Here is a 19,507-nt window from a genome sequence, read left to right on the forward strand (position 1 = left end):
TTCAAAGCCAGTTCCGAAGCCGCCAAGAAAACAAGAAAGGAGACGCCGGCATTGACCACAACATGACCGCCGAGGAATAAACAAGGGTGGGTCAAATCTCGGTGAAAAAACCGGGTCACTTCTCAGCGGAAATCAACACCCCTGTTTCCCCAAGTCTATACGAAGGTCAGTCCCTGCGCGCTTGCACAGGTCAGTGCTGGCAACTGTCTCCACGCAGGTCGCAACCGTTTCTGTGCCCGGGACTAACATGCGTCAGCAACAGTCGAACGATCCCGACGTACAAGAGGGGAAGTCGTTCGACTGTTCAGGCCTGTGATCCCAGTGGCCTTTGACAGGGATGAGCGACGGATCTGCCTTCATCACGGAGACCTTGGATGAACATGCGGTCGACCAGATCGACGGTAACATTTTCGAACCCGTTCACCTTGCCGGGATACCCGGGAGATTTGCCCGCGGGCGACTACGAGGTCCTGGTGGAAGAGGAACTACTCCAGGGGTTGAGCTTCGAGGCCTACAGACGCACCGCGACTTTCCTGACGGTGCGCGGCAAGGGCGCTTTCGCTGGTCGAAGTGAACTCCGGGCGACAACCGAGAGCGACCTGAAAGAGGCGCTGACCCGGGATGCGGCCACAAACGAAACGAACAATCACAGCGAGGCGGCGCTTTCTCCGCAGGAGAATAGAACATGAACACTCCCGAATGGCTCAAACCCGGTATCTATGGTGCGCTGATCGGCGCGGCCTTCGTCGGTATCGTCGGATTTACGTGGGGCGGCTGGGTAACCGGTGGGACCGCCAATGACAGGGCGATGGCGATGTCCCGTGTCGACGTCGTCGCGTCCATGGTGCCTGTCTGCCTCGATATGGCCCGGTCTGACCCGGCACGGGAAGATAAGCTGGAAACGATCCGGGCCGCCTCGTCATATAAGAGACGCGATGCCGTCATGGCGACCGGCTGGGCGACAGTTCCGGGAACCGATGCCCCGGACCGTGAAATCGCGCAAGCCTGTCTCGTGGCGCTCGAACTTTGAGCGGCAAAGACATGGCTCACGCACGGTCAATCGGAGCGGAACGGGCCCATCTACAGGCGGGATCCCCGCTGGAGCCGATGTCGGGGACAACCGATCCTGAAAGTCGTGTATGCAGAGATCAACCGGCGAAACACCTGCTGACCCGACTGATCTCGAAGCTGGCGCTTGTCACTGGTGTGGTCGCGACCGTAACTTTCCCCGTCTTTGCGCAGGATGGCACCGGCCCGGTGCCTCAGAATGCTCAGCCGCGTAGCTATGGTGACGGATGGATTTGCAATTTTGGTTTCCGAATGAAGGGAGCCGAATGTCTGGCCCTCGATATTCCCGAGCATGCCTATCCAACCGGACGTTCCTATGGGACAGGCTGGGAGTGCGATCGCGGGTATGAGGAGGTGAACGGGACATCTTGCGATCCCATCCCGATGCCCGCCAACGCCTTCCTCCAATCTTCAGGGTACGATTGGCAATGCGAACGCGGGTTCCGGAAGGAGCACGAGGCATGCGTCCCCATCGTTCTTCCCGAGCATGCTTATCTGTCAGAGCCCCCCTCGGGGGTGGGTTGGGAATGTGGACGCGGCTACACAGCGGAAGGCGGGGCCTGTCTGCCGATCTTTGTGCCGGAGAACGGCTACCTGACAAACGCAAGCTACGGAGCTGCTTGGGCGTGTGAGAGAGGTTTTCTGCAAATCAACGACCGATGCGACGCCGTTATCGTGCCTGCAAACGCCTATCTTGACCAGGCATCCTACGGACCGGGGTGGAGTTGTGAGCGCGGGTACGAGCCGCTGAGCGGTGCCTGCATCGCCATCGATTTGCCGGAGAACGCCTATCTCGACCGATCCGGCAACCGGTGGAACTGTAATCGAGGCTTCCAGCTCTCTGACGGAGCGTGCATCCTTGGGAGATGATAGTGACAAGACGATGCGCGGGCGTGTGTCCGGCATGCGCGTCAACATAGGGTGTCGTCTGCAATACAGCTTCCCCAAGCCGACGCCGATAATCGCGCTGCTGAACGTCCACTACTCGCGTTTTGGTGATCTGGAGCAGGCCGACTATCTCGTGACGTCACCGAGCGTGCCGCTCGAAAGCTACCGGGATGGCTTTGGCAACTGGTGTTCACGCCTTCTGGCTCCGGCGGGCGACTTCTGCCTGTCGACGGATGGCATCTTCCGCGACACGGGCCAGCCTGATCGGTCTTTCCCCGACGCGCAGCAGCACCCCGTTCAGGAATTGCCGTTTGAGACGCTCGTGTTTCTGCAGGGCAGCCGATATTGCGATACCGACATTCTGTCCGAGGAGGCGTGGCGTCTCTTCGAGTCCATTGACCCGGGATGGTCACGCGTTCAGGCAATCTGCGATTTCGTGCACGGCCATGTCCGCTTCGACTACATGCAGGCGAAAGCGACGCGCACCGCGTCACAGACCCATGCCGAGCGGCAGGGTGTCTGCCGCGACTTTGCCCATCTCGCCATCGCCTTGTGTCGCTGCATGAACATTCCGGCTCGCTACTGCACCGGATATCTGAGCGACATCGGTGAACCTCTTCCTCATCCGCCCGGGGATTTTGCGGCGTGGATGGAGGTTTTCCTTGCTGGCGAATGGCACATGTTCGACCCCCGGAACAACAAGCCGCGGTTTGCGAGAATTCTGATCGCGCGTGGCCGTGATGCTGCTGATGTCCCTTTGACCCAGACATTCGGTCAGAACACTTTGACGGGATTCAAGGTCTGGACGGATGAAATAACCTGACTGACCTTGGCATCCTTTTCGATGCCCCATCGTAAACTGGGGCACCAGTCCCCATGTATGAAATACCGATGCCAGACATCCCGGTCCGACATGGACGAGGAGTTGGCACCGGGCAATCAAAGGATTGATAGACATGTCCTTCACGGACCTGACTGCCCGGGCAACGGCCGCAATGCAGCCAAAGCCTGCGAAGACCCTTGTCAAGGAGAACGAGCTCAAGGCCGCTGACAAGGAAGCGTCAGCGGGATCCAAGACATCTTGAGCTTTGAACAGGTTTCGCGTTCACCTTTCGAAGGGCGCACACACGAACAGCGGCATCGCCGGAGAGGGTCAAGCCAATGGAAGATCTGACGAGCAAGACCGTTGCAGTCTTTTCCCGGCCGTTCACGGTCCAAGGCTTTGACGAGACGCTTCCGGCGGGAGAGTACGAGATCGAAACGGAGTTGGCTTCTCCCCCGGATCAACAGGATCCCGCAGCCTGGAAAGCCTCGGTGCTCGTAAAGCTTCATCCCAGGGCATCGCATCCTGGACTTGTGAGGACGCTCACCGTTTCGCTTGCCGACCTTGACGAAGCACGCGCCAAGGACAAGCTGACGGGCAGGGCGGCGTCCGATGTTTTCCTGGACGAAATGCTGGCCGATCCGATGGTGCGTCTCGTGATGGAGGCCGATGGCGTCTCCGCGGCGCATCTGCGACATCTCTATTCGGGGAGTGGGACACCTGATTTCAATTCGAATGCGCCCGCACCGATGACGACCACCCAAAGGGCGCGGGACGATGCGTCAATCCGGGCCGCCGAAAATGAAGGAATGCCTTCAAGGCCGGAATCAGCGCCGCCATCGTGCAGCCGCCACGTGGCGGGACAAATTTGATGGGGAACAATTCCTCCGCCGAACGTGCAACTCCAGACACTGAGACCGCAAAGGCCTTGGGTGACGTTCCTCAAGAACGCTCATGCCTACGGTGCGAAACCTTGTTCTGGAGCGAAGGCTTCGGAGAGCGGATTTGTCGACGCTGCAAGGGCTTGAGTGCCTGGCGAAACGCCGTGTCCGACGGCCCCGGCGCAACGCGGCGCCGCTGAGTCGCATCGGCGCGCGTTCCGCCTTTCTCATATCATATGGACTTCCATTCCGGCCTGTCTCTGTATCGTCCACACCACGACCAACCGATATCGTCACAAGATCCCTCTTGGTCCGCACCGATTGATGTTGCGTCCCAGAGAAACGCGGGAATTGCGGCTTTTCTCGCACGCGCCCTCTGGACATATGAGTTGATTTTGTAACGGAGGTTTCCGGCTCATCTTCACGCCTTGGTGGGTGCGATGTGCCGGAAACTCTCTTTAATCAATTCATCTCTAACGGTTCCCTTGGCGCTGCCGTCAGACATTCCGTGCCAAGTGTGATGGCCGTGATACCTGGCAAGACACTGAAACAATGAAAGCTTAACCCCTCCTTCCGAGGTATTACTTGCAGATCGATAACACCGACGCCTTCACGGCCTCCGGGGAAAAAACCTTGTCCACCCATCCTTCCTTGAAGATGACGGGCTCGGCTTCGGAGATTGCAAGCAGACATCCATCTGAGAGTTTGCCGCCGGGCTGAATACCAAATGCCACGGCGAGCAGGATAGTCAGATGGCCCAGCAGGAAGTCCTCTGCCGCCTGGTACGGCACACCTCTGCGCGCGGCCTCGTCGGTGGCGTCCTTGAGAACTTTTGCGAAGGTCGCGCCGACGGATTCCGACAATGCCGGTTCCAGAATGGCCATTTGTTCGACCGTACAGCGATGCGACCGCATTACGGGCGCATAGAAACTGCGGGCGATCTCTTCGCACTTTGCGTAGTGCTCTTCCGGCCCCTGGGCCAACGCGCAAATGATGTGTTGTTTGGCCGCGATGCCGCCGAAATAATCCCTCTGGGCGTCAGGGTCGGTCTCGTCGCTGAACAGCGGCGGATGGCAAGGGTGGGCCACGAAATAGGTGATGTCGTCGCGTTCGGGCAGAGTGCCCGCGTGGGGTGCCGCTGCATCCAGCATGATGACTGCAGTGCCCGGTTTCAGATCATCAACGAAGCCCGACAGAACCTTGCCGATCAACCGATCCGGCACCGCGAGAATGACCGCATCGGCGTGGCTGAGGGCCTGGCCCTGCCCAACGCAGTCCAATCCGGTCTCTTCCTTGAGGCGCTGCTGGCCTTCCGGGCTGATTTCGACGTGCAAGACGTCATAGTCCGTCTTCTTGAGGTTCGTCGCCAGACGGACTCCCATTTTTCCGCCAGCGCCCATCAGTGCGATTTTTTTCATGATCCATCTCCATTCGTTTCAGGGGGTGCCGGATTTGCGGACCCGTTGTTTTCGTTATTGTTTCAAGCCGCATTTGGCTTGGAGGAAGAAGTCTGGCTCCCCCATTTGCCCGCCCTTCAAGGTCACTTCGAGACCGTCGATCGCGGCGTCGGCGCGCGTGTGCAGACGGCAGACCGGTGCGCCCGGCGCAAGCGGGGCCACGGCCGAAAGTGCCTCGGCGCCAAGCGCCGTGAGTGCGTGGCCGGACGTGTCCCCGCCACAAATGGCAATGCGGGGCATCCCGGTCTGTCGCCGGATGTCTGACACAAGAGTCCCCAGGGCGCCGCCCAGACGTTGGTTCACGTCACGCGATGTTGCGCCGCTTTGGTTGATGGCCTCGGTCATCCGGGCCAACGAAGGGTCATCAGGACCGCGCGCCGTTGTCACCAGCACGTCGTGGCCCTCGGAGAGCAGCGACAGACTTTGGTCCCGAACGCGAGTCACCTCCGCGGCCAAGCTCTGCGGCGCGACGGTCGCCGCAGCATCAAAGTCGAGTATTCGGAACCCGTTGGCCTGTGCGCGGGCAATCTGATCCGCGGTGGTCTGCGCGCATGATCCGGACACGGCGAAGATCTGTGAAACCGCCTTGAGGACGGGCGGAGCATGGTGTGCCGCAAGGACGCCTTCTTTGCGCCAATGCGCCACAAGCGCATATTCCACGCCTTGTGACCCAACAGCGAAGACCGGCCCATTCCCGCTCTGCCATACAAGCCGGCCTGCCTCGATGAGCGTCTCGTCATCGACAACGTCCAGCGCAAGGATCCTTGCGCCCCGCGCCAGGCAACGATGGATTTGTGCCTCGGCGGCTCCGGCCTTCATGGCAGCCAGATCGACGACGCCCACCTCCAAGTCGGTCTGCGCGGACAGATGCCGCCCCAGATCGGCCTCGCCCATCGGTGTCACCGGGTGACGCGACATGACCGGATGCCTGTCCAGACGGTGAATATCGGACCCTGCAGCGGCAAACAGCGTCCCGAAACTCTGATACCTGCCAATGGCCGGCGCGCCGACAATCAGAGGAATCCAGCCTCCGTCAAACACAGCCGACCCGAGTTCAGTTGCCATGCCAATCGAACCGACATCCGGCGAAGAATCGAAGGTTGAGCAGACCTTGTAGTGTGAGACCGGCGCGCCAAATCGCTTGAGAGCCTCGAAAACCGAGGGGAGATTGGCCTTCATCCACGCCGGGTCTTTGGACCGTGCGATGCCTGCGACGCCGATCGCCTGCAAATCCGGGTATTCGGACAGGATTTCTGGCTGAGGTGGCTCCATGAACAACATGGTCGGAACGCCCGCGAAACTCAGCACCTCCATCACGGCTGTCGAGCCGGTGAAGTCATCTCCGTAAAAGGTCAGAAGGGGCGTCATCGGTACACCTCAATACGCATTGAGAGCGGCCTTCAGTTCCGGGTGATCCTTGGCGTAGACCTCAAGGTCAATTTTCTGCATGGCCGCGTCATAGGCCTGCCGCATCGCCATCACGCCAGCGGCAACGCCGCCGGGATGGGCAATAATTCCGCCACCAGCGGTGACCAGCAAATCGGGTGAGCCTGTCGCATCCAGCGTGGCGGCGGCCTGTCGGATGGTCTGGCCGGAAGAAAAAACCGGCAATGCCCGCATCGCGGTGCGCTTGAACAGAGGGTCTGCCAAGGACCGGGCGGATGCGACGACGCTGTCATTGGTTTCGGTGAACTTGTTGTCCACCCCGTTGACATGCATGTGGTCTGCCCCTGCAAGGCGCCACAATTTGGACCACGCCGGATAGGACCAGCCCAGCAGGGGGTCACGGGTCAGCGCGCCCCATCCGGCCCGGTGGGCATGGATCGGCAATTCTGAGTGGCGGCCAAGGGCGATCATCCCTGACATGCCAACAGCGGTCAGACACGCCATGACGCAGGTCCCTCCGTGATCGCGGACGAAATCATGTCGCCTGCGCATCTCATCGATTTCGCCAGTGAGGTTGAAGGCCACCATGACCTTGCGACCGCTCTTGTCTGCGGCGGCGTTGACGGAATTCATTACCGCCTTCACGCGATCTTCGAACGGGCAGGCCGGACCATCCGCCTGCAACTCATCGTCCTTGATGAAGTCGATCCCGCCCGCGCAGAGGTGCGCGACAAGCGCGCCGGTGTCCTCGGCAGACAAGCCGACGCTGGGCTTGATGATCGTGCCAATGAGCGGGCGTCCCTGAACGCCAGCAAGCCTGCGCGTGCCGTCGATCCCGAATTTCGGCCCGCCGTATCGCGTGGCAAAAGCAGCGGGCAGTCGGACGTCCAGAAGGCGCACGCCGGAAAAGGGCTGCAGTTCAAAAAGATTGCCGGCAATTGTCGCGATCAGATTTGGCAACGACGGGCCGAGGTTATTCAGCGGCCAAGACAGGGTTACATGCGCACGTTGCCATGACTGCCCGCTATCTGTCACCGGACTTGCCCCCGGCAGTGAAGGGCTTGGAACACTCTCCAAAATATCAAGGCGCTCGACCCGGGCCGCCGCGCGCGCCTTCAATTCGGGGGTCTCTCCCGGCACGGGTCGGAAGGTTCCGGATGATTGTTCCCCCGCCATGATTTCGGCGGCCTGCATCGGATCGATCGCCGTCTCGATCAAATAGTCGGCTTCGATGCGGGTTTCGTCGCCCTTACGTTCCATCATTATCGCCTCGCGCCCTCACGATGCTTTGGCCGCATAAAGCGGGTCGGATCGATCGAGATGTTCAGTGATCAGTTGGACCGCCGCCGCGGAATCCTGAGTGGCAAGATAATCGACAAGCTTGGCATGCTCCGAAAGCGTGGTGTTTTCGCGGCCCGACCAGTGCAGCAATGGCGTGTAATATTCGAGCAACCACGTCAGCATTGCGCGGGTGACAACCTGCAACAGCGGATTTCCGGACAATTCGGCAATCGCGACGTGAAACGCGATGTCGGCCTCGATGAAACCTTTGGGATTTTGCAGTTCCTTCCGCTGGGCGTCTATGAGGGCTCTCAACCGCATGGCATCGTCGGGGGTGCAGTTTTGCGCCGCGAGGTCGACTGAGCCCGCCTCGATGATCTTCCTGACCTGCTTGAGATGCGCCAGATTGGCGGGCTCGGTCGACAACAAGAGCTTGGCAATTTCATCCACCTGATCGACAGCGATGCCTGCGCTCAGTTCGTTCACCCTGCTGCGTTCGCCTTGCGAGATCGTGATGACGCCTTTGTTGGACAGCGCCTGCATCGCCTCGCGCACTGCCGGTCGCCCCACACGGAATCTGTCCATCAGAACCCGCTCGGACGGGAAGGTATCTCCCGGGGCCAGTTCGCCCGAAACAATCATGGACCAAAGCCGCTCAAAGACCTGATCAGAGAGTTTCCGCCGGGTGATCGGCTCCGCCGGGATGGCGCGATCCTGATCTTTTTCGGTTGCCATGCCGACCTCTCTTACTTGCGGTTTCCATGTCGATCTTAAACTGGTATGACAAGATAACAAGAAGAGATTGAGTAATGGAGCGCAGCAATGAAAGTTGCCCTGATCGGCTGTGGGTTCTTCGCACAAAACCAGCTGCACGCATGGAAGGACATCGACGGAGTGGACGTTGTCGCACTATGCGACTCGGATGCTGCGAAGCTGAGTGCGACAGGCAGAGATTTCGGTATCTCACGCCAGTTTACAGACGCAGAGCAGCTGTTCGCCGAAGGGGGCGTTGACGTCGTCGATATCGCGACGACGGTTCCGTCACACAGGCCTTTGGTAGAACTGGCGGCACGCCACAAGGTGCATGTTATCTGCCAAAAGCCTTTTGCCTCCGACATGGACGACGCCCGCGCCATGGTTCGAGCGGTCGAGGCAACCGGCAAAACACTCATGGTGCATGAGAACTTTCGCTGGCAGTCTGCGGTCCGGATGGTGATCGATGCAGTCCGAAGCGGCACAATCGGTGACCCCTTCTTTGGCCGCATCAGCTTTCGTTCCGGATATGATGTCCTTTCCGGCCAACCCTATCTGGCCGAAGGCGAACGCTTTATCATCGAAGACTTGGGCATTCATATCCTCGACATCGCGCGCGCGCTCTTTGGCGATGTGGCGCGGATGTCTGCAACAACGCGGCGTATCAATCCTGCGATCAAGGGCGAGGATGTCGCCATAATGCTTCTGGAGCACAGCAGTGGCGTGTCGAGCGTCGTCGACTGCTCCTATGCGACGCGGCGCCAGCCGGAAACCTTTCCTGAAAGCTTGATCGAAGTGGATGGGAACAAGGGGACCATCCGTCTGGACGCAGGCTATCGGTTGACGGTCCAAACCGATGCAGGGTCCGAAACCCGGGATGTGTCGCCGCCCTTGCTGCCTTGGGCGTCTCGACCCTGGCACAACATTCAGGAAAGTGTTCAGATCATCCAGCAACACTTCGTCGACTGCCTGCGCAAACAGGTGGAGCCGGAAACGAGTGGGCGCGACAATCTTCGGACCCTGAGCCTCGTCGAGGCGGCCTACCTCTCTGCTGCTGAAAAGCGCACAGTTGACATGGCTACGCTATGAACGAGGCGATCCGCCTGTACGGGACGGAGGTGCCGCCCGTCGCGTCAGAGGTCCTGACGGTTGGCGCGCTATCCTTCACTCTCGAAGAGGGCGCGCTGCGTCATGTCTGCGTGGATGGGGTAGAAGTCATCCGGGGCATTGCGTTTCTGGTCCGGGATCGCGATTGGGGCACGTTGACACCGGCCCTTTCAGTCGTGTCGCGTGAGGGCGGTGCAGATGCCTTGTCGTTAAACCTCAAGGCGGTCTTCGAGACCCACGACGCAAGGCTTGATGTCACACTCGTCCTCAACGCTGGGCCCGACGCACTGACCTTGCAGGCGGAAGGTGTCGCAACGGGCGATTTTGAAACCAACAGATCGGGATTTACGGTCCTGCATCCCGCGGATCTGGCAGGCTGTCCGGTTTCAGTTGTCCATTCCGATGGTTCGGTCGAAGAATCTGTCTTTCCCACGCTGATCGATCCCTGGCAGCCCTTCATGGACATCGTGTCGATAACGCACCGCGCCGACGGACTGGCCGTCCGCTGTGCGTTTGAGGGCGACATTTTCGAAATGGAGGACCAGCGACAATGGGGGGACGCCTCATACAAAACATATGTCCGACCATTGGCGCTTCCCTGGCCCTATACGTTGAAGGATGGTGAGCGGTTTTCCCAATCCGTGATGGTCAGCTGGCGCATGACAAGCGCGCCCGCCACGAAACGCGAGCAGAACTTTACGCCCGGTACGGTCAAATTCCCCGAAACTGCGCTCCTCGTTTCCGCTTGCGATGCGGAACGTCTTGCAGGTCGAACCGAAGATATCGCCCGGGTTTCTCCTCAACGTCTGCTCTGCCATGTCGACACCTCGATTGGCTCGCATGCCGCGCAGCTTGGTGCGTTTGCGAAACTTCAATCAGCCATGCCGGAACTGGTTTATGATCTGGAACTGGTCTGCGGGTTTGACCAACCGCCGGCTGCCGAACTGTGCGACGTGCGCTCTGCCATGGATGCGGCGGGGTTCAAGCCCCAAAGCGTCATGGTGTGTCCGGCAGTCGACCGTCAATCGACGCCACCGGGATCGGAATGGCCGTCTTGCCCGCCGCTGAATGAAATCCATCAAGCCAGCAGAACGGCTTTTGGCGATCTGGCTTGTGGCGGTGGTATGGCAAGTTTTTTTCCAGAGTTGAACCGGAAACGACCGCCAGTCGGCATGCTGGATTTTGTGACTCACGGCCTGTGCCCCATAATTCATGCCGCAGACGATCTGTCGGTCATGGAAACGCTCGAAGCGATCCCGCATATAACGCGCACGGCCCGATCCATTACCGGCGACATCGGCTACCGTATTGGTCCGTCAACCATTGCGTTGCGCCACAATCCGTATGGTCAAAAGACGATGCCGAATCCGGATCTTGGTCGGGTCTGCATGACCCACGACGATCCCCGTCATCGCGCACAATTCGGAGCGGCCTTCGCCGTTGGGTTGGCCTGCGCCCTTGCGCCAAGTGGGGTCGATGTGTGGACGCCATCCGAGGTCTATGGCCCAAGAGGTCTCCATGAACCACTTGATGAGGTCCTTGCATTGCTGGCGAGCTTGGCCGGAGAACCTGTCCATAACGCCACAATCCAGAATGGTCTGGCGGTTCTAACAGTTGGGCAACGTCGAATAACTGCAAATCTCACTGCCCAGACCCAAGGCAATCTGAGTCCCTTCGTCGTCAATATATCCCCAGCATAGCAATGAACTCTTTGTAAACCGCTCACTCTCTCTGATCCTCCTCTTTCCTAATCATAGGGGCGGCCCACTTCATTGGGGGAGGCTCACGCACGCCGCGGCATTCAATGCCTCTGAGGGGCTCAGGGCCGCGGTTTGCTGCAAGGATCTCGAACGGCAGATTCGGGCCGCCCATGAAGGCGGCCCGGTCATTCAGTTTCCGCCAGCATCGGCGAGAGCCAACGCGTCTTCATGCTCAACGCCAAGGTATCTGACAGTACTGTCCATCTTGGTATGTCCCGACAGCAGTTGGGCGGCACGCAAGTTGCCCGTTTTCCTTTAGGTCAGCGGGTCCTGCATCCATCGGGCCAGCTACCCGTGCGCTCCGAGAGGGTCATTTTTGGATGCCGATAGGGGGTCAAGATTGCCTGCCGATTGACACTGCGTCTTGCTTTGCAAGAACCGCGCGCGTTCCTTGATCTGGGCGGATGCCATAACATCGGCGACTTTCATTTTGACCAGATCGCTGCCGCGCAGCTTGCTGTCGAAAGCCATGTCAGAAAGCGCCAGATCTCGATGGTTCTCGATCAGTCAAGCCGAACCCTGATCGCCCAGACCTGTTAGGGCTTGAGGGGGCGTTTGGGCCGACAACGCGGCCTTGTTTCAGGCAGGGTGAAAAGTGCGAATGGCCGGTTAGTTTGTTGTTTTCATGACAGTTCCTCTGATCCGCCACGCCCTCGCACATCGACAGCCTGACTTCGAAAAAACCATCATATCGACTGAAGCTGCGTCGCATCCGAGGTCGGCAGTGGGCCCAATTGAGCTTGGGCCACGAACGCGGCCTTTTCTAAGCGCGGCATACCCTCAAAATTTGTTGAATGATCCTCTCTTATCACAACGAGGGGTGTAGCGCAGACCCGCAGATGCAGCCGGAACAAGTTGACAGGTGGCAGTGGAATCACTTATGACACCGATGTCATGACACCGATGTCACGGCGGTATGACGCGAGAAGGGGGGGGGGACAACATGGCAACCATTTACGACGTTGCAAAACTGGCGGGAGTGTCCCCCAAGACCGTATCGCGCGTTCTGAATGGGGACGCTCCGGTCAACGCCAAGACCAAGGAAGCGGTCACCAAGGCCATCAACACTCTGGGCTATGTGCCATCGCAGGCGGCGCGGATGATGCGGTCTAACCGGTCCGGGCTGATCGGCCTGATCACCGGTGCGATTTCGCAGGCGCCAGAGCCTGCGGCGCTGGCGGGCTTGCCGGACCTTTACATCGTCCAGGGCGTCCAGCGAGAGATGGCAGCAAACAACATGATCTTGATGATTGCCGACACTGGCGGCAGTTCTGAGGCAGTGCCACTGTTGGCGCGCACCTTTGCGCAGCACCGAGTCGAAGGGCTGATCTATGTGGCGGACCACCATAGCGAGGTGGACATTGATCTTGGCAACGCGGATTGCCCGGTCATTCTGGTGAATTGCTATGACAAGGCTGCCACCCCTTGCGTGCTTCCTGACGATGCAACCGGGGAAACCGAACTTGTCGCCCGGCTAATACAAAGCGGCCACAGACGCATCGGCTTTTTGACCCTCGACCCCGAAATGCCTGCGGCGCGGCTGCGTCTGGATGGTTACATGGCCGCGCATGCGGCGGCGGGGATCACGCCTGATCCAAAGCTTGTGGCGCAGGGCTATCAGGGCGGATCAGACAAGACCGGGGTTATTCTGGCGCAGTCGCTTGAGCACTTGCTGTCGCTGGACGTGCCGCCGACGGTGATCTGTTGCGGCAACGATGAAATGGCTATGCGGGTTTATGGCCTGCTGCGCAGCCGGGGTCTTCGGGTGCCAGAGGACATCTCGGTCGCTGGTTACGACGATCACCGCTCGATCTCGGAAATGCTCTATCCGCAACTGACCACCGTAGAGCTGCCCTACAGCGAGATGGGGCGGCAAGCGGCACAACACATGCTCAAAATGATCGCAGGGTCTGCCCCGGCATCGCAGGACCCGACGCTTGTGCGTGGGCCTGTCGTTTGGCGGACCTCTGTGACCGACCTCAACACTGTCAATCACACATCTCATGGGAGGAAACCATCGTGACTCTGACAAGAACTATCCTCGGCGCACTGGCTGCGTCCACTGCATTGGCCGGCGCGGCCACGGCACAGACCGAACTGACGCTGTGGTATCACGGCGCTGGCAACGATGTCGAAAGCGGACTGCTGAATACCGTTATCGCGGACTTCAATTCCGGGCAGTCCGACTGGACCGTTACCGTCGAAAGCTTCCCGCAGCAAAGCTACAACGACTCGGTTGTGGCCTCGGCGCTGGCCGGAAACCTGCCCTGCATCCTCGACGTTGACGGCCCCGTCATGCCGAATTGGGCCTGGGCCGGGTACCTTCAGCCGCTGCCGATCAGCGAAGAGGCGATTGAGGGTCATCTGGACGCCACAATTGGTCGCTGGAACGGTGAGGTTTACTCTGTTGGTCTCTGGGACGCCGCTGTCGCGCTCTACACCCGGCAGTCGACGCTGGACGAGCTTGGCCTGCGCACGCCAACACTTGAGCAGCCTTGGAGCCAGGACGAATTCATGGCGGCGCTTGATGCGGCCAAGGCCTCGGGCAACTACGACTATGCGCTCGATCTTGGCACCGCATGGACCGGGGAATGGTACCCTTATGCCTTCTCGCCCTTCCTGCAGAGCTTTGGCGGCGACATTGTCGACCGCTCGAACTATGCCAGCGCCGAAGGTGTGCTGAACAGCGACGCGGCGATCGCATTCGGCGAATGGTGGCAATCGCTTTTCGCGGACGGCTATGCCCCCGGCACCAGCCAGGACCCCGCAGATCGCGACTCTGGCTTCATCGAAGGCAAATACGCGTTTTCGTGGAACGGCAACTGGGCGGCGGCAGCAACGCTGGACGGTGGCGTCGACGATGTTCGCTTTCTGCCCGCGCCTGACTTCGGCAATGGCCCCAAGATCGGTGCCGCGTCGTGGCAGTTCGGCGTGTCGAGCGCCTGCGAGCACCCCGAGGGCGCTGCGGCCTTTGTCGAGCATGCGCTGCAAGACAAATACATGGCGGCCTTCTCCGATGGTATCGGCCTCATCCCTGCCACCAAGGAAGCGGCGCAGATGACCGAGAAATACGCCGACGGTGGCCCGCTGGCGGTGTTCTTCGATCTGTCGGCTGAACAGGCGATGGTGCGTCCGGTGACGCCGGGTTACGTGGTCGCCGCCAAGGTGTTCGAAAAGGCATTGGCCGATATCGCCAATGGCGCTGATGTCGCCGACACCCTTGATGCCGCGGTCGACGAAATCGACAAGGATATCGAGAGCAACCAGGGCTACGGCCACTAAGCGCAAATGGCGGGCCGCCTTTCGGGGCGGCCCCAGATTTGCCGAGGAAATCACATGTCCAGCAAATTGACCCGATCGAACCGGGCAGGGTGGCTCTTTGCCCTGCCGGGGTTCTCCCTCCTGTTTCTCTTCATCATCGTGCCGTTCTTCTTTGCCTTCTGGCTGTCGCTGACCAATCAGCGGCTGGTCTCGCCCAACGAGGCGGAATTTGTCGGGCTGAAGAATTACAGCGAATTGCTCGGCCTCGCGGTCGTGACGCTCGAGCCGGAGCGCGACGACGCCGGCCAGGTGGTGCGCGACGAGAATGGGGAGATCGAATATCCCCGCGTCCGCACCATCACCCGCAGCAAAGAATTCCCGCAGTACAAGGGCATGGGCGAGTGGTTTCGCTGGCACTGGGGTGACAAGGCCAAGGTGGTGATCGCCTCGGATGTGCTGTTCATGAAGGCGCTGGTCAACACGTTGATGTTCGCGCTGTTCATCGTGCCGGTGCAGGGGGGCGGGGCGCTGTTGCTGGCTTTGCTTATCAACCAGAAACTGCGCGGGATCAACGTCTTCCGGACGGTCTACTTTATGCCGGTGGTGATCTCGATCGTGGTGATCTCTTTGCTGTGGCGGTTCATCTATTCCGGCAACGACGGGCTCTTGAACAACATTCTCGAAGTTCTGACCTTCGGTGCCTTCATCCCGATAGACTGGCTTGGGCGCACCGATACCGCGCTTGGCTCGATCATCGCCATGTCGGCCTGGCAGGGCATGGGCTTTCACATGGTCATCTGGCTGGCCGGGCTGCAGGCGATCTCGCCCACGCTTTACGAGGCTGCCGCCATCGAAGGCGCCAGCAAATGGCAGACCTTTCGCTACGTGACATGGCCGGGGCTGCGCAACACCGCCGTGCTGGTGCTGATAGTGATCACCATGCAGAGCTTTGCGGTCTTTGCCCAGGTCGACGTGATGACCAACGGCGGCCCGCTCGACTCGACGCAAACGCTGGTCTTCCAGACCGTCGAACGTGGTTACGGCAAGCAGGACATCTCGGGCGGTGCGACCATCTCGGTCATCCTCTTCCTCATGGTCCTGACCATCTCGGCCATCCAGGGCTATCTCACACGGGAGCGCAAGTAATGGCTGCTGTTACATCCGACAACCGGGGCCTGCGGCTTGCCGTGCGCTACCTAACGCTGATCCTCGTGGGCTTCATCTTCCTGTTCCCGCTGGTCTTCATGGTGGTGTCCAGCCTCAAGCCCGACCAGCAATTGCTTGCAGACACCTCAAGCATCCGCGCCTTCCTTCCCGTGGGCGACATCAGCCTCGACAACTACGTCAAGGCCTTTGAGCGGGCGCCGATCGGACGGTTCATGCTGAACTCGGTTTTCGTCACCGCGGTCACCGTGACGGCATCAATCCTGCTCTGCTCGCTCGCCGCGTTCAGCTTTGTGTTCCTCGAATGGAAAGGCCGCAATGTGCTGCTCTCGGTGATCGTGGCGACGCTGATCATCCCGTTCGAGACCATCGCGGTACCGCTCCTGCTCTTCGTCTCGAAGCTGCCTTGGATCGGGCTGGAGGGGCTGGAGATCGGCTGGCTCAACACCTATCGGGTGCAGATCATCCCGTGGATGGTGGATGCGCTGACGATCTTCCTCTTCGTGCAGTTCTTCAAGGACCTGCCACGTGAACTGATCGAGGCCGCCCGCGTCGAAGGCGCCAGCTGGATGCTGATCTATCGCAAGATCGTCATGCCGCTGTCGGGCCCGGTGATCGCCACGGCCGCGATCCTCAAATCGCTGACCATGTACAACAACCAGTATCTTTGGCCGCTGATCGTGGTTCAGGACGAGGCGCACAGACCGGTCATGGTCGGCCTCGGGTACTTCTTCCAACTTCAAATCGCCTGGGGCGAGGTCATGGCTTACCTGACCCTGATCTCGGTCCCGGTCATCGCTTTCTATCTTGTTCTGCAACGCGCCTTCATCTCGTCGATTGCCTCGACCGGCGTGAAGGGCTGAGGAATCATCATGACACTGAAACTCGAAAACGACTGGATCTGGGACAGCTGGTACGCCCATGACGGGGATCGCTGGCACGGCTATTTCCTGAAAGCCCCCAAGAGCCTCGGTGATCCCGACCTGCGCCACTTCAACGTGGAGCAAGGCCACGCGGTCAGCGACGACCTGGTGAACTGGGAGCATCTGGGCACCTGCCTCAAGCCCTCCGAAGGCCCCGCCTTCGACGACTACACCACATGGACCGGCTCGGTTGTGCAGGACGACGATGGCCTCTGGCACCTGTTTTACACCGGCACCTCGCATGCTGAGAAGGGCATGTACCAGCGCATCGGGCACGCCACCTCCTCCGACATGCACAGTTGGGAGCGTGTCGGCGACGGGCTCTGCCTCGACCTTATCGGCCCCAATGCGGACCTCTACGAGAAGGACTACGTCAAGGGCTTTTGGCACGACCGGGCGATGCGCGATCCCTGGGTGATGCGCGATCCAGATGGCAATGGCTGGTTGATGTTCTTCACCGCCCGCGTGCCGGATGAGGCCGAGGCCAACAACGGCGGCGCGGTGGGTTTTGCCACATCGCCGGACCTTGCCACCTGGACGCTGCAACCGCCGGTGTTCTCCGGCGGCTACGGACAGCTCGAAGTGCCGCAGGTCTTCAAGCACGCGGGCCAGTGGTACTGCCTGTTCTGCACCGCCGACGAGCATTTCAGCAAGGCACAAGCTGCGGCCACGCCCGGCGGTCCGGTCACCGGCAACCACTACCTGATCGGTGACAGCCCGCGCGGGCCGTGGAAGATCGCCCCTGGCGCCTTTCTCGACGGCGCGCAGCCTTGCCTGCGCTACGCGGCACGGATCGTTCCGACTGACGACGGTCTGATGATCCTTGGATTCAACCACACGGCATCTGACGGGGCGTTCGGCGGGTTCGTCATGGACCCCGACCCGGTGGTGCAACAGGACAACGGGCTGCTCAAGGTCGAGCGCCCCTCACTGGCAGCGGAGTAGGCGCAATGGCGACACTGAAACTTAGAGATGTTCGGAAGTCCTATGGCTCCGTCGATGTGATCAAGGGTGTCGATCTCGACATCGAAGATGGCGAGTTCGTGGTTTTTGTCGGCCCGTCCGGCTGCGGCAAGTCCACGCTTCTGCGAATGATCTCGGGGCTGGAGGACATTAGCTCTGGCACGCTCGAGATCGACGGTCAGGTGGTCAACGATCTGCCGCCCAAGGAGCGCGGCATCGCCATGGTGTTCCAATCCTACGCGATCTTCCCGCACATGACTGTGCGCGAGAACGTGGCCTTTGGCCTGACCATCGCGGGCGCGTCGAAGAAAGAGAAAGAAGAGAAAGTGGCCGAGGCCGCGCGTGTGCTACAGATGGAGCATCTGCTTGATCGTCGGCCTTCGCAGCTTTCCGGCGGCCAGCGCCAGCGCGTAGCCATCGGCCGCGCCATCGTGCGCAAGCCGAAGGTGTTCCTGTTCGACGAGCCGCTGTCGAACCTCGACGCGGCGCTGCGCATGGACATGCGGATGGAGATCGGCAGGCTGCATGGCACGCTCGATGCGACGATGATCTACGTCACCCACGACCAGGTCGAGGCAATGACACTGGCCGACAAGATCGTGGTGCTGAAGGATGGCAAGGTAATGCAGGTCGGCACCCCTATGGAACTGTTCCACGAGCCTGCCAACCTGTTCGTCGCAGGCTTCCTCGGTGCGCCATCGATGAATTTCCTCAACGTCGAGGTCTCCGAGTGTGACCCCGCCCAGGCGCGTGTCACCAATGCCGCGCTCGACCCAATTTCCGTGGCCCACAAGGGCCGCATCGACGGGCTGGGAAAAGCGGTTCTGGGTATTCGCCCGCAGCACGTCCGCGCGGTAGAAGCCGGTCAGGGAATGCTGCACGGCAAGGTGAACATGGCCGAACGACTGGGCACGGAGACCGTGGTCAATATGACCTTGAAGGACGGCACCAAATTCATCGCCGCTTTCGACGAGGACAAGGTGTTTCAACAAGGCGAAAGCATCGATCTGGTGTTTACATCGGAACAGGCGCATCTTTTCGCCCCGGGTGAGATTACCAGCGCCGCTCATTAAAACGGTCCGGCTCGGGCGGCGTTATTTCCAATGCCCCGCCCGAACCGAACCGAGTACACCGTTCAACGTTTGCATCGGTTTTGGCTTACTGTGGGCCGCCAACTTCCCGTATTTCGACCGGCAAGAGGCTCTGATGATGCAACCGCACCCCGACGGCATCAACGTGCCAAGGTGGGTCTGCAACGATCCATACAGGAGAGCGGTTATGTCGGATATTGTCACGGTCGGGCTCGATCTGGCGAAGAATGTGTTCCAAGTTCATGGGGCCGACGGCACTGATCGGGCGGTCCTACGCAAGAATTCGCGGCGCGCCCAAGTGCTGGAATTCTTCGGCCAGCTTCCCGCATGCATCGTTGCAATGGAAGCCTGTGGCGGCGCTCATTTCTGGGGGCGCGAGATCGGCAAACTGGGCCATGATGTGCGGCTGATCCCGCCCGCATACGTCAAACCCTCCGTAAAGCGCCAGAAGATGGGATGGTTGCCGCCCTCCTCAGACGGCATCGCAATGTGCCAAGGTCGTGGTGTTCAACGCCACGAGAAGGAGAGGACGACAAATGGAGGATACAATGATAGGTGTGGATTGTTGATTTCCGCTGAGAAGTGACCCGGTTTTTTCACCGAGATTTGACCCACCCTTGTTTATTCCTCGGCGGTCATGTTGTGGTCAATGCCGGCGTCTCCTTTCTTGTTTTCTTGGCGGCTTCGGAACTGGCTTTGAA

The 19,507-nt window shown here is 60.0% G+C and carries 17 protein-coding genes and 2 pseudogenes; 14 read left to right on the forward strand and 5 right to left on the reverse strand.

Annotated features, from left to right (window positions below):
• The first annotated feature begins 374 nt into the window (after nt 1-374).
• From ACTXGA_RS24055 to ACTXGA_RS24075, 5 genes are all read left to right on the forward strand, one after another.
• Entirely contained in the window at nt 375-689 is a 315-nt protein-coding gene (locus ACTXGA_RS24055; RefSeq protein ID WP_443397254.1) for a hypothetical protein, read from the forward strand.
• Nucleotides 686-1,030: a hypothetical protein gene (locus ACTXGA_RS24060; RefSeq protein ID WP_443397255.1), complete on the forward strand. Its 345-nt coding sequence runs from the start codon at nt 686-688 to the stop codon at nt 1,028-1,030. The genes ACTXGA_RS24055 and ACTXGA_RS24060 overlap by 4 nt, the downstream gene beginning before the upstream one ends.
• A 942-nt stretch (nt 1,031-1,972) precedes the next feature.
• A complete protein-coding gene (locus tag ACTXGA_RS24065; protein ID WP_443397256.1) occupies nt 1,973-2,779 on the forward strand; it encodes a transglutaminase-like domain-containing protein in 807 nt (268 codons plus the stop codon).
• A 338-nt stretch (nt 2,780-3,117) separates the two neighbouring features.
• On the forward strand, nt 3,118-3,651 hold the full coding sequence (locus tag ACTXGA_RS24070) for a hypothetical protein (RefSeq protein ID WP_443397257.1): 534 nt from the start codon (nt 3,118-3,120) through the stop codon (nt 3,649-3,651).
• Between the two features lie 156 nt (nt 3,652-3,807).
• A complete protein-coding gene (locus tag ACTXGA_RS24075; protein ID WP_443397258.1) occupies nt 3,808-4,053 on the forward strand; it encodes a transglutaminase N-terminal domain-containing protein in 246 nt (81 codons plus the stop codon).
• 188 nt (nt 4,054-4,241) lie between these two features.
• Here the strand turns inward: ACTXGA_RS24075 and ACTXGA_RS24080 are convergent, their stop codons facing one another.
• From ACTXGA_RS24080 to nanR, 4 genes are read right to left on the reverse strand one after another with little or no spacing between them, the layout of a single operon-like run.
• Nucleotides 4,242-5,078, reverse strand: coding sequence for a phosphogluconate dehydrogenase C-terminal domain-containing protein (locus ACTXGA_RS24080; RefSeq protein WP_443397259.1), 837 nt, complete (start codon nt 5,076-5,078; stop codon nt 4,242-4,244).
• 54 nt (nt 5,079-5,132) lie between these two features.
• Entirely contained in the window at nt 5,133-6,485 is a 1,353-nt protein-coding gene (locus tag ACTXGA_RS24085; protein WP_443397260.1) for a four-carbon acid sugar kinase family protein, read from the reverse strand.
• Between the two features lie 9 nt (nt 6,486-6,494).
• Complete coding sequence (locus tag ACTXGA_RS24090; protein ID WP_443397261.1) at nt 6,495-7,766, reverse strand: ribulose-bisphosphate carboxylase large subunit family protein; 1,272 nt, start codon at nt 7,764-7,766, stop codon at nt 6,495-6,497.
• A gap of 15 nt (nt 7,767-7,781) precedes the next feature.
• The gene (gene nanR, locus ACTXGA_RS24095; protein ID WP_443397262.1) at nt 7,782-8,519 is read right to left on the reverse strand and encodes a transcriptional regulator NanR; all 738 of its coding nucleotides are present in this window, start codon (nt 8,517-8,519) and stop codon (nt 7,782-7,784) included.
• 87 nt (nt 8,520-8,606) lie between these two features.
• Here nanR and ACTXGA_RS24100 point away from each other — a divergent pair, with 87 nt between their 5' ends.
• Both ACTXGA_RS24100 and ACTXGA_RS24105 read left to right on the forward strand, forming a co-directional pair.
• Entirely contained in the window at nt 8,607-9,626 is a 1,020-nt protein-coding gene (locus ACTXGA_RS24100) for a Gfo/Idh/MocA family protein (protein ID WP_443397263.1), read from the forward strand.
• A complete protein-coding gene (locus tag ACTXGA_RS24105; RefSeq protein ID WP_443397264.1) occupies nt 9,623-11,344 on the forward strand; it encodes a D-apionate lactonase family protein in 1,722 nt (573 codons plus the stop codon). The genes ACTXGA_RS24100 and ACTXGA_RS24105 overlap by 4 nt, the downstream gene beginning before the upstream one ends.
• Before the next feature lie 189 nt (nt 11,345-11,533).
• On the opposite strand, the pseudogene ACTXGA_RS24110 reads toward ACTXGA_RS24105, so the two are convergent.
• Nucleotides 11,534-11,987 (reverse strand): annotated as a pseudogene (locus tag ACTXGA_RS24110) (site-specific integrase).
• A gap of 360 nt (nt 11,988-12,347) precedes the next feature.
• Between ACTXGA_RS24110 and ACTXGA_RS24115 the strand changes: the two are divergent.
• The 7 genes and pseudogenes from ACTXGA_RS24115 to ACTXGA_RS24145 form a co-directional block, all read left to right on the forward strand.
• Nucleotides 12,348-13,427: a LacI family DNA-binding transcriptional regulator gene (locus ACTXGA_RS24115; protein WP_443397265.1), complete on the forward strand. Its 1,080-nt coding sequence runs from the start codon at nt 12,348-12,350 to the stop codon at nt 13,425-13,427.
• Complete coding sequence (locus ACTXGA_RS24120; protein ID WP_443397266.1) at nt 13,424-14,686, forward strand: sugar ABC transporter substrate-binding protein; 1,263 nt, start codon at nt 13,424-13,426, stop codon at nt 14,684-14,686. The genes ACTXGA_RS24115 and ACTXGA_RS24120 overlap by 4 nt, the downstream gene beginning before the upstream one ends.
• 54 nt (nt 14,687-14,740) lie before the next feature.
• Complete coding sequence (locus ACTXGA_RS24125; RefSeq protein WP_443397267.1) at nt 14,741-15,811, forward strand: carbohydrate ABC transporter permease; 1,071 nt, start codon at nt 14,741-14,743, stop codon at nt 15,809-15,811.
• Nucleotides 15,811-16,692 carry a carbohydrate ABC transporter permease gene (locus tag ACTXGA_RS24130; RefSeq protein ID WP_443397268.1) on the forward strand — a complete coding sequence of 294 codons (882 nt, stop codon included), beginning with the start codon at nt 15,811-15,813 and terminating at the stop codon, nt 16,690-16,692. The genes ACTXGA_RS24125 and ACTXGA_RS24130 overlap by 1 nt, the downstream gene beginning before the upstream one ends.
• Before the next feature lie 9 nt (nt 16,693-16,701).
• Entirely contained in the window at nt 16,702-17,697 is a 996-nt protein-coding gene (locus ACTXGA_RS24135; protein WP_443397269.1) for a glycoside hydrolase family protein, read from the forward strand.
• 5 nt (nt 17,698-17,702) lie between these two features.
• On the forward strand, nt 17,703-18,788 hold the full coding sequence (locus ACTXGA_RS24140) for an ABC transporter ATP-binding protein (RefSeq protein WP_443397270.1): 1,086 nt from the start codon (nt 17,703-17,705) through the stop codon (nt 18,786-18,788).
• A gap of 205 nt (nt 18,789-18,993) precedes the next feature.
• Nucleotides 18,994-19,302: pseudogene (locus ACTXGA_RS24145) on the forward strand (IS110 family transposase); the annotation flags it as partial.
• Nucleotides 19,303-19,507: the final 205 nt, after the last annotated feature.

Origin of the sequence: Antarctobacter jejuensis (assembly GCF_052266595.1) — a bacterium.
Lineage (GTDB): Bacteria > Pseudomonadota > Alphaproteobacteria > Rhodobacterales > Rhodobacteraceae > Antarctobacter > Antarctobacter jejuensis.

What these genes read in the sequence shown, in the direction of transcription:
- ACTXGA_RS24115 (WP_443397265.1), top strand. Translation starts at nt 12,348, where the DNA reads ATGGCAACCATTTACGACGTTGCAAAACTGGCGGGAGTGTCCCCCAAG.
- nanR (WP_443397262.1), bottom strand. Translation starts at nt 8,519, where the DNA reads ATGGCAACCGAAAAAGATCAGGATCGCGCCATCCCGGCGGAGCCGATC.
- ACTXGA_RS24100 (WP_443397263.1), top strand. Translation starts at nt 8,607, where the DNA reads ATGAAAGTTGCCCTGATCGGCTGTGGGTTCTTCGCACAAAACCAGCTG.
- ACTXGA_RS24060 (WP_443397255.1), top strand. Translation starts at nt 686, where the DNA reads ATGAACACTCCCGAATGGCTCAAACCCGGTATCTATGGTGCGCTGATC.
- ACTXGA_RS24135 (WP_443397269.1), top strand. Translation starts at nt 16,702, where the DNA reads ATGACACTGAAACTCGAAAACGACTGGATCTGGGACAGCTGGTACGCC.
- ACTXGA_RS24130 (WP_443397268.1), top strand. Translation starts at nt 15,811, where the DNA reads ATGGCTGCTGTTACATCCGACAACCGGGGCCTGCGGCTTGCCGTGCGC.
- ACTXGA_RS24140 (WP_443397270.1), top strand. Translation starts at nt 17,703, where the DNA reads ATGGCGACACTGAAACTTAGAGATGTTCGGAAGTCCTATGGCTCCGTC.
- ACTXGA_RS24125 (WP_443397267.1), top strand. Translation starts at nt 14,741, where the DNA reads ATGTCCAGCAAATTGACCCGATCGAACCGGGCAGGGTGGCTCTTTGCC.
- ACTXGA_RS24085 (WP_443397260.1), bottom strand. Translation starts at nt 6,485, where the DNA reads ATGACGCCCCTTCTGACCTTTTACGGAGATGACTTCACCGGCTCGACA.
- ACTXGA_RS24065 (WP_443397256.1), top strand. Translation starts at nt 1,973, where the DNA reads ATGCGCGTCAACATAGGGTGTCGTCTGCAATACAGCTTCCCCAAGCCG.
- ACTXGA_RS24070 (WP_443397257.1), top strand. Translation starts at nt 3,118, where the DNA reads ATGGAAGATCTGACGAGCAAGACCGTTGCAGTCTTTTCCCGGCCGTTC.
- ACTXGA_RS24090 (WP_443397261.1), bottom strand. Translation starts at nt 7,766, where the DNA reads ATGATGGAACGTAAGGGCGACGAAACCCGCATCGAAGCCGACTATTTG.
- ACTXGA_RS24055 (WP_443397254.1), top strand. Translation starts at nt 375, where the DNA reads ATGAACATGCGGTCGACCAGATCGACGGTAACATTTTCGAACCCGTTC.
- ACTXGA_RS24105 (WP_443397264.1), top strand. Translation starts at nt 9,623, where the DNA reads ATGAACGAGGCGATCCGCCTGTACGGGACGGAGGTGCCGCCCGTCGCG.
- ACTXGA_RS24080 (WP_443397259.1), bottom strand. Translation starts at nt 5,078, where the DNA reads ATGAAAAAAATCGCACTGATGGGCGCTGGCGGAAAAATGGGAGTCCGT.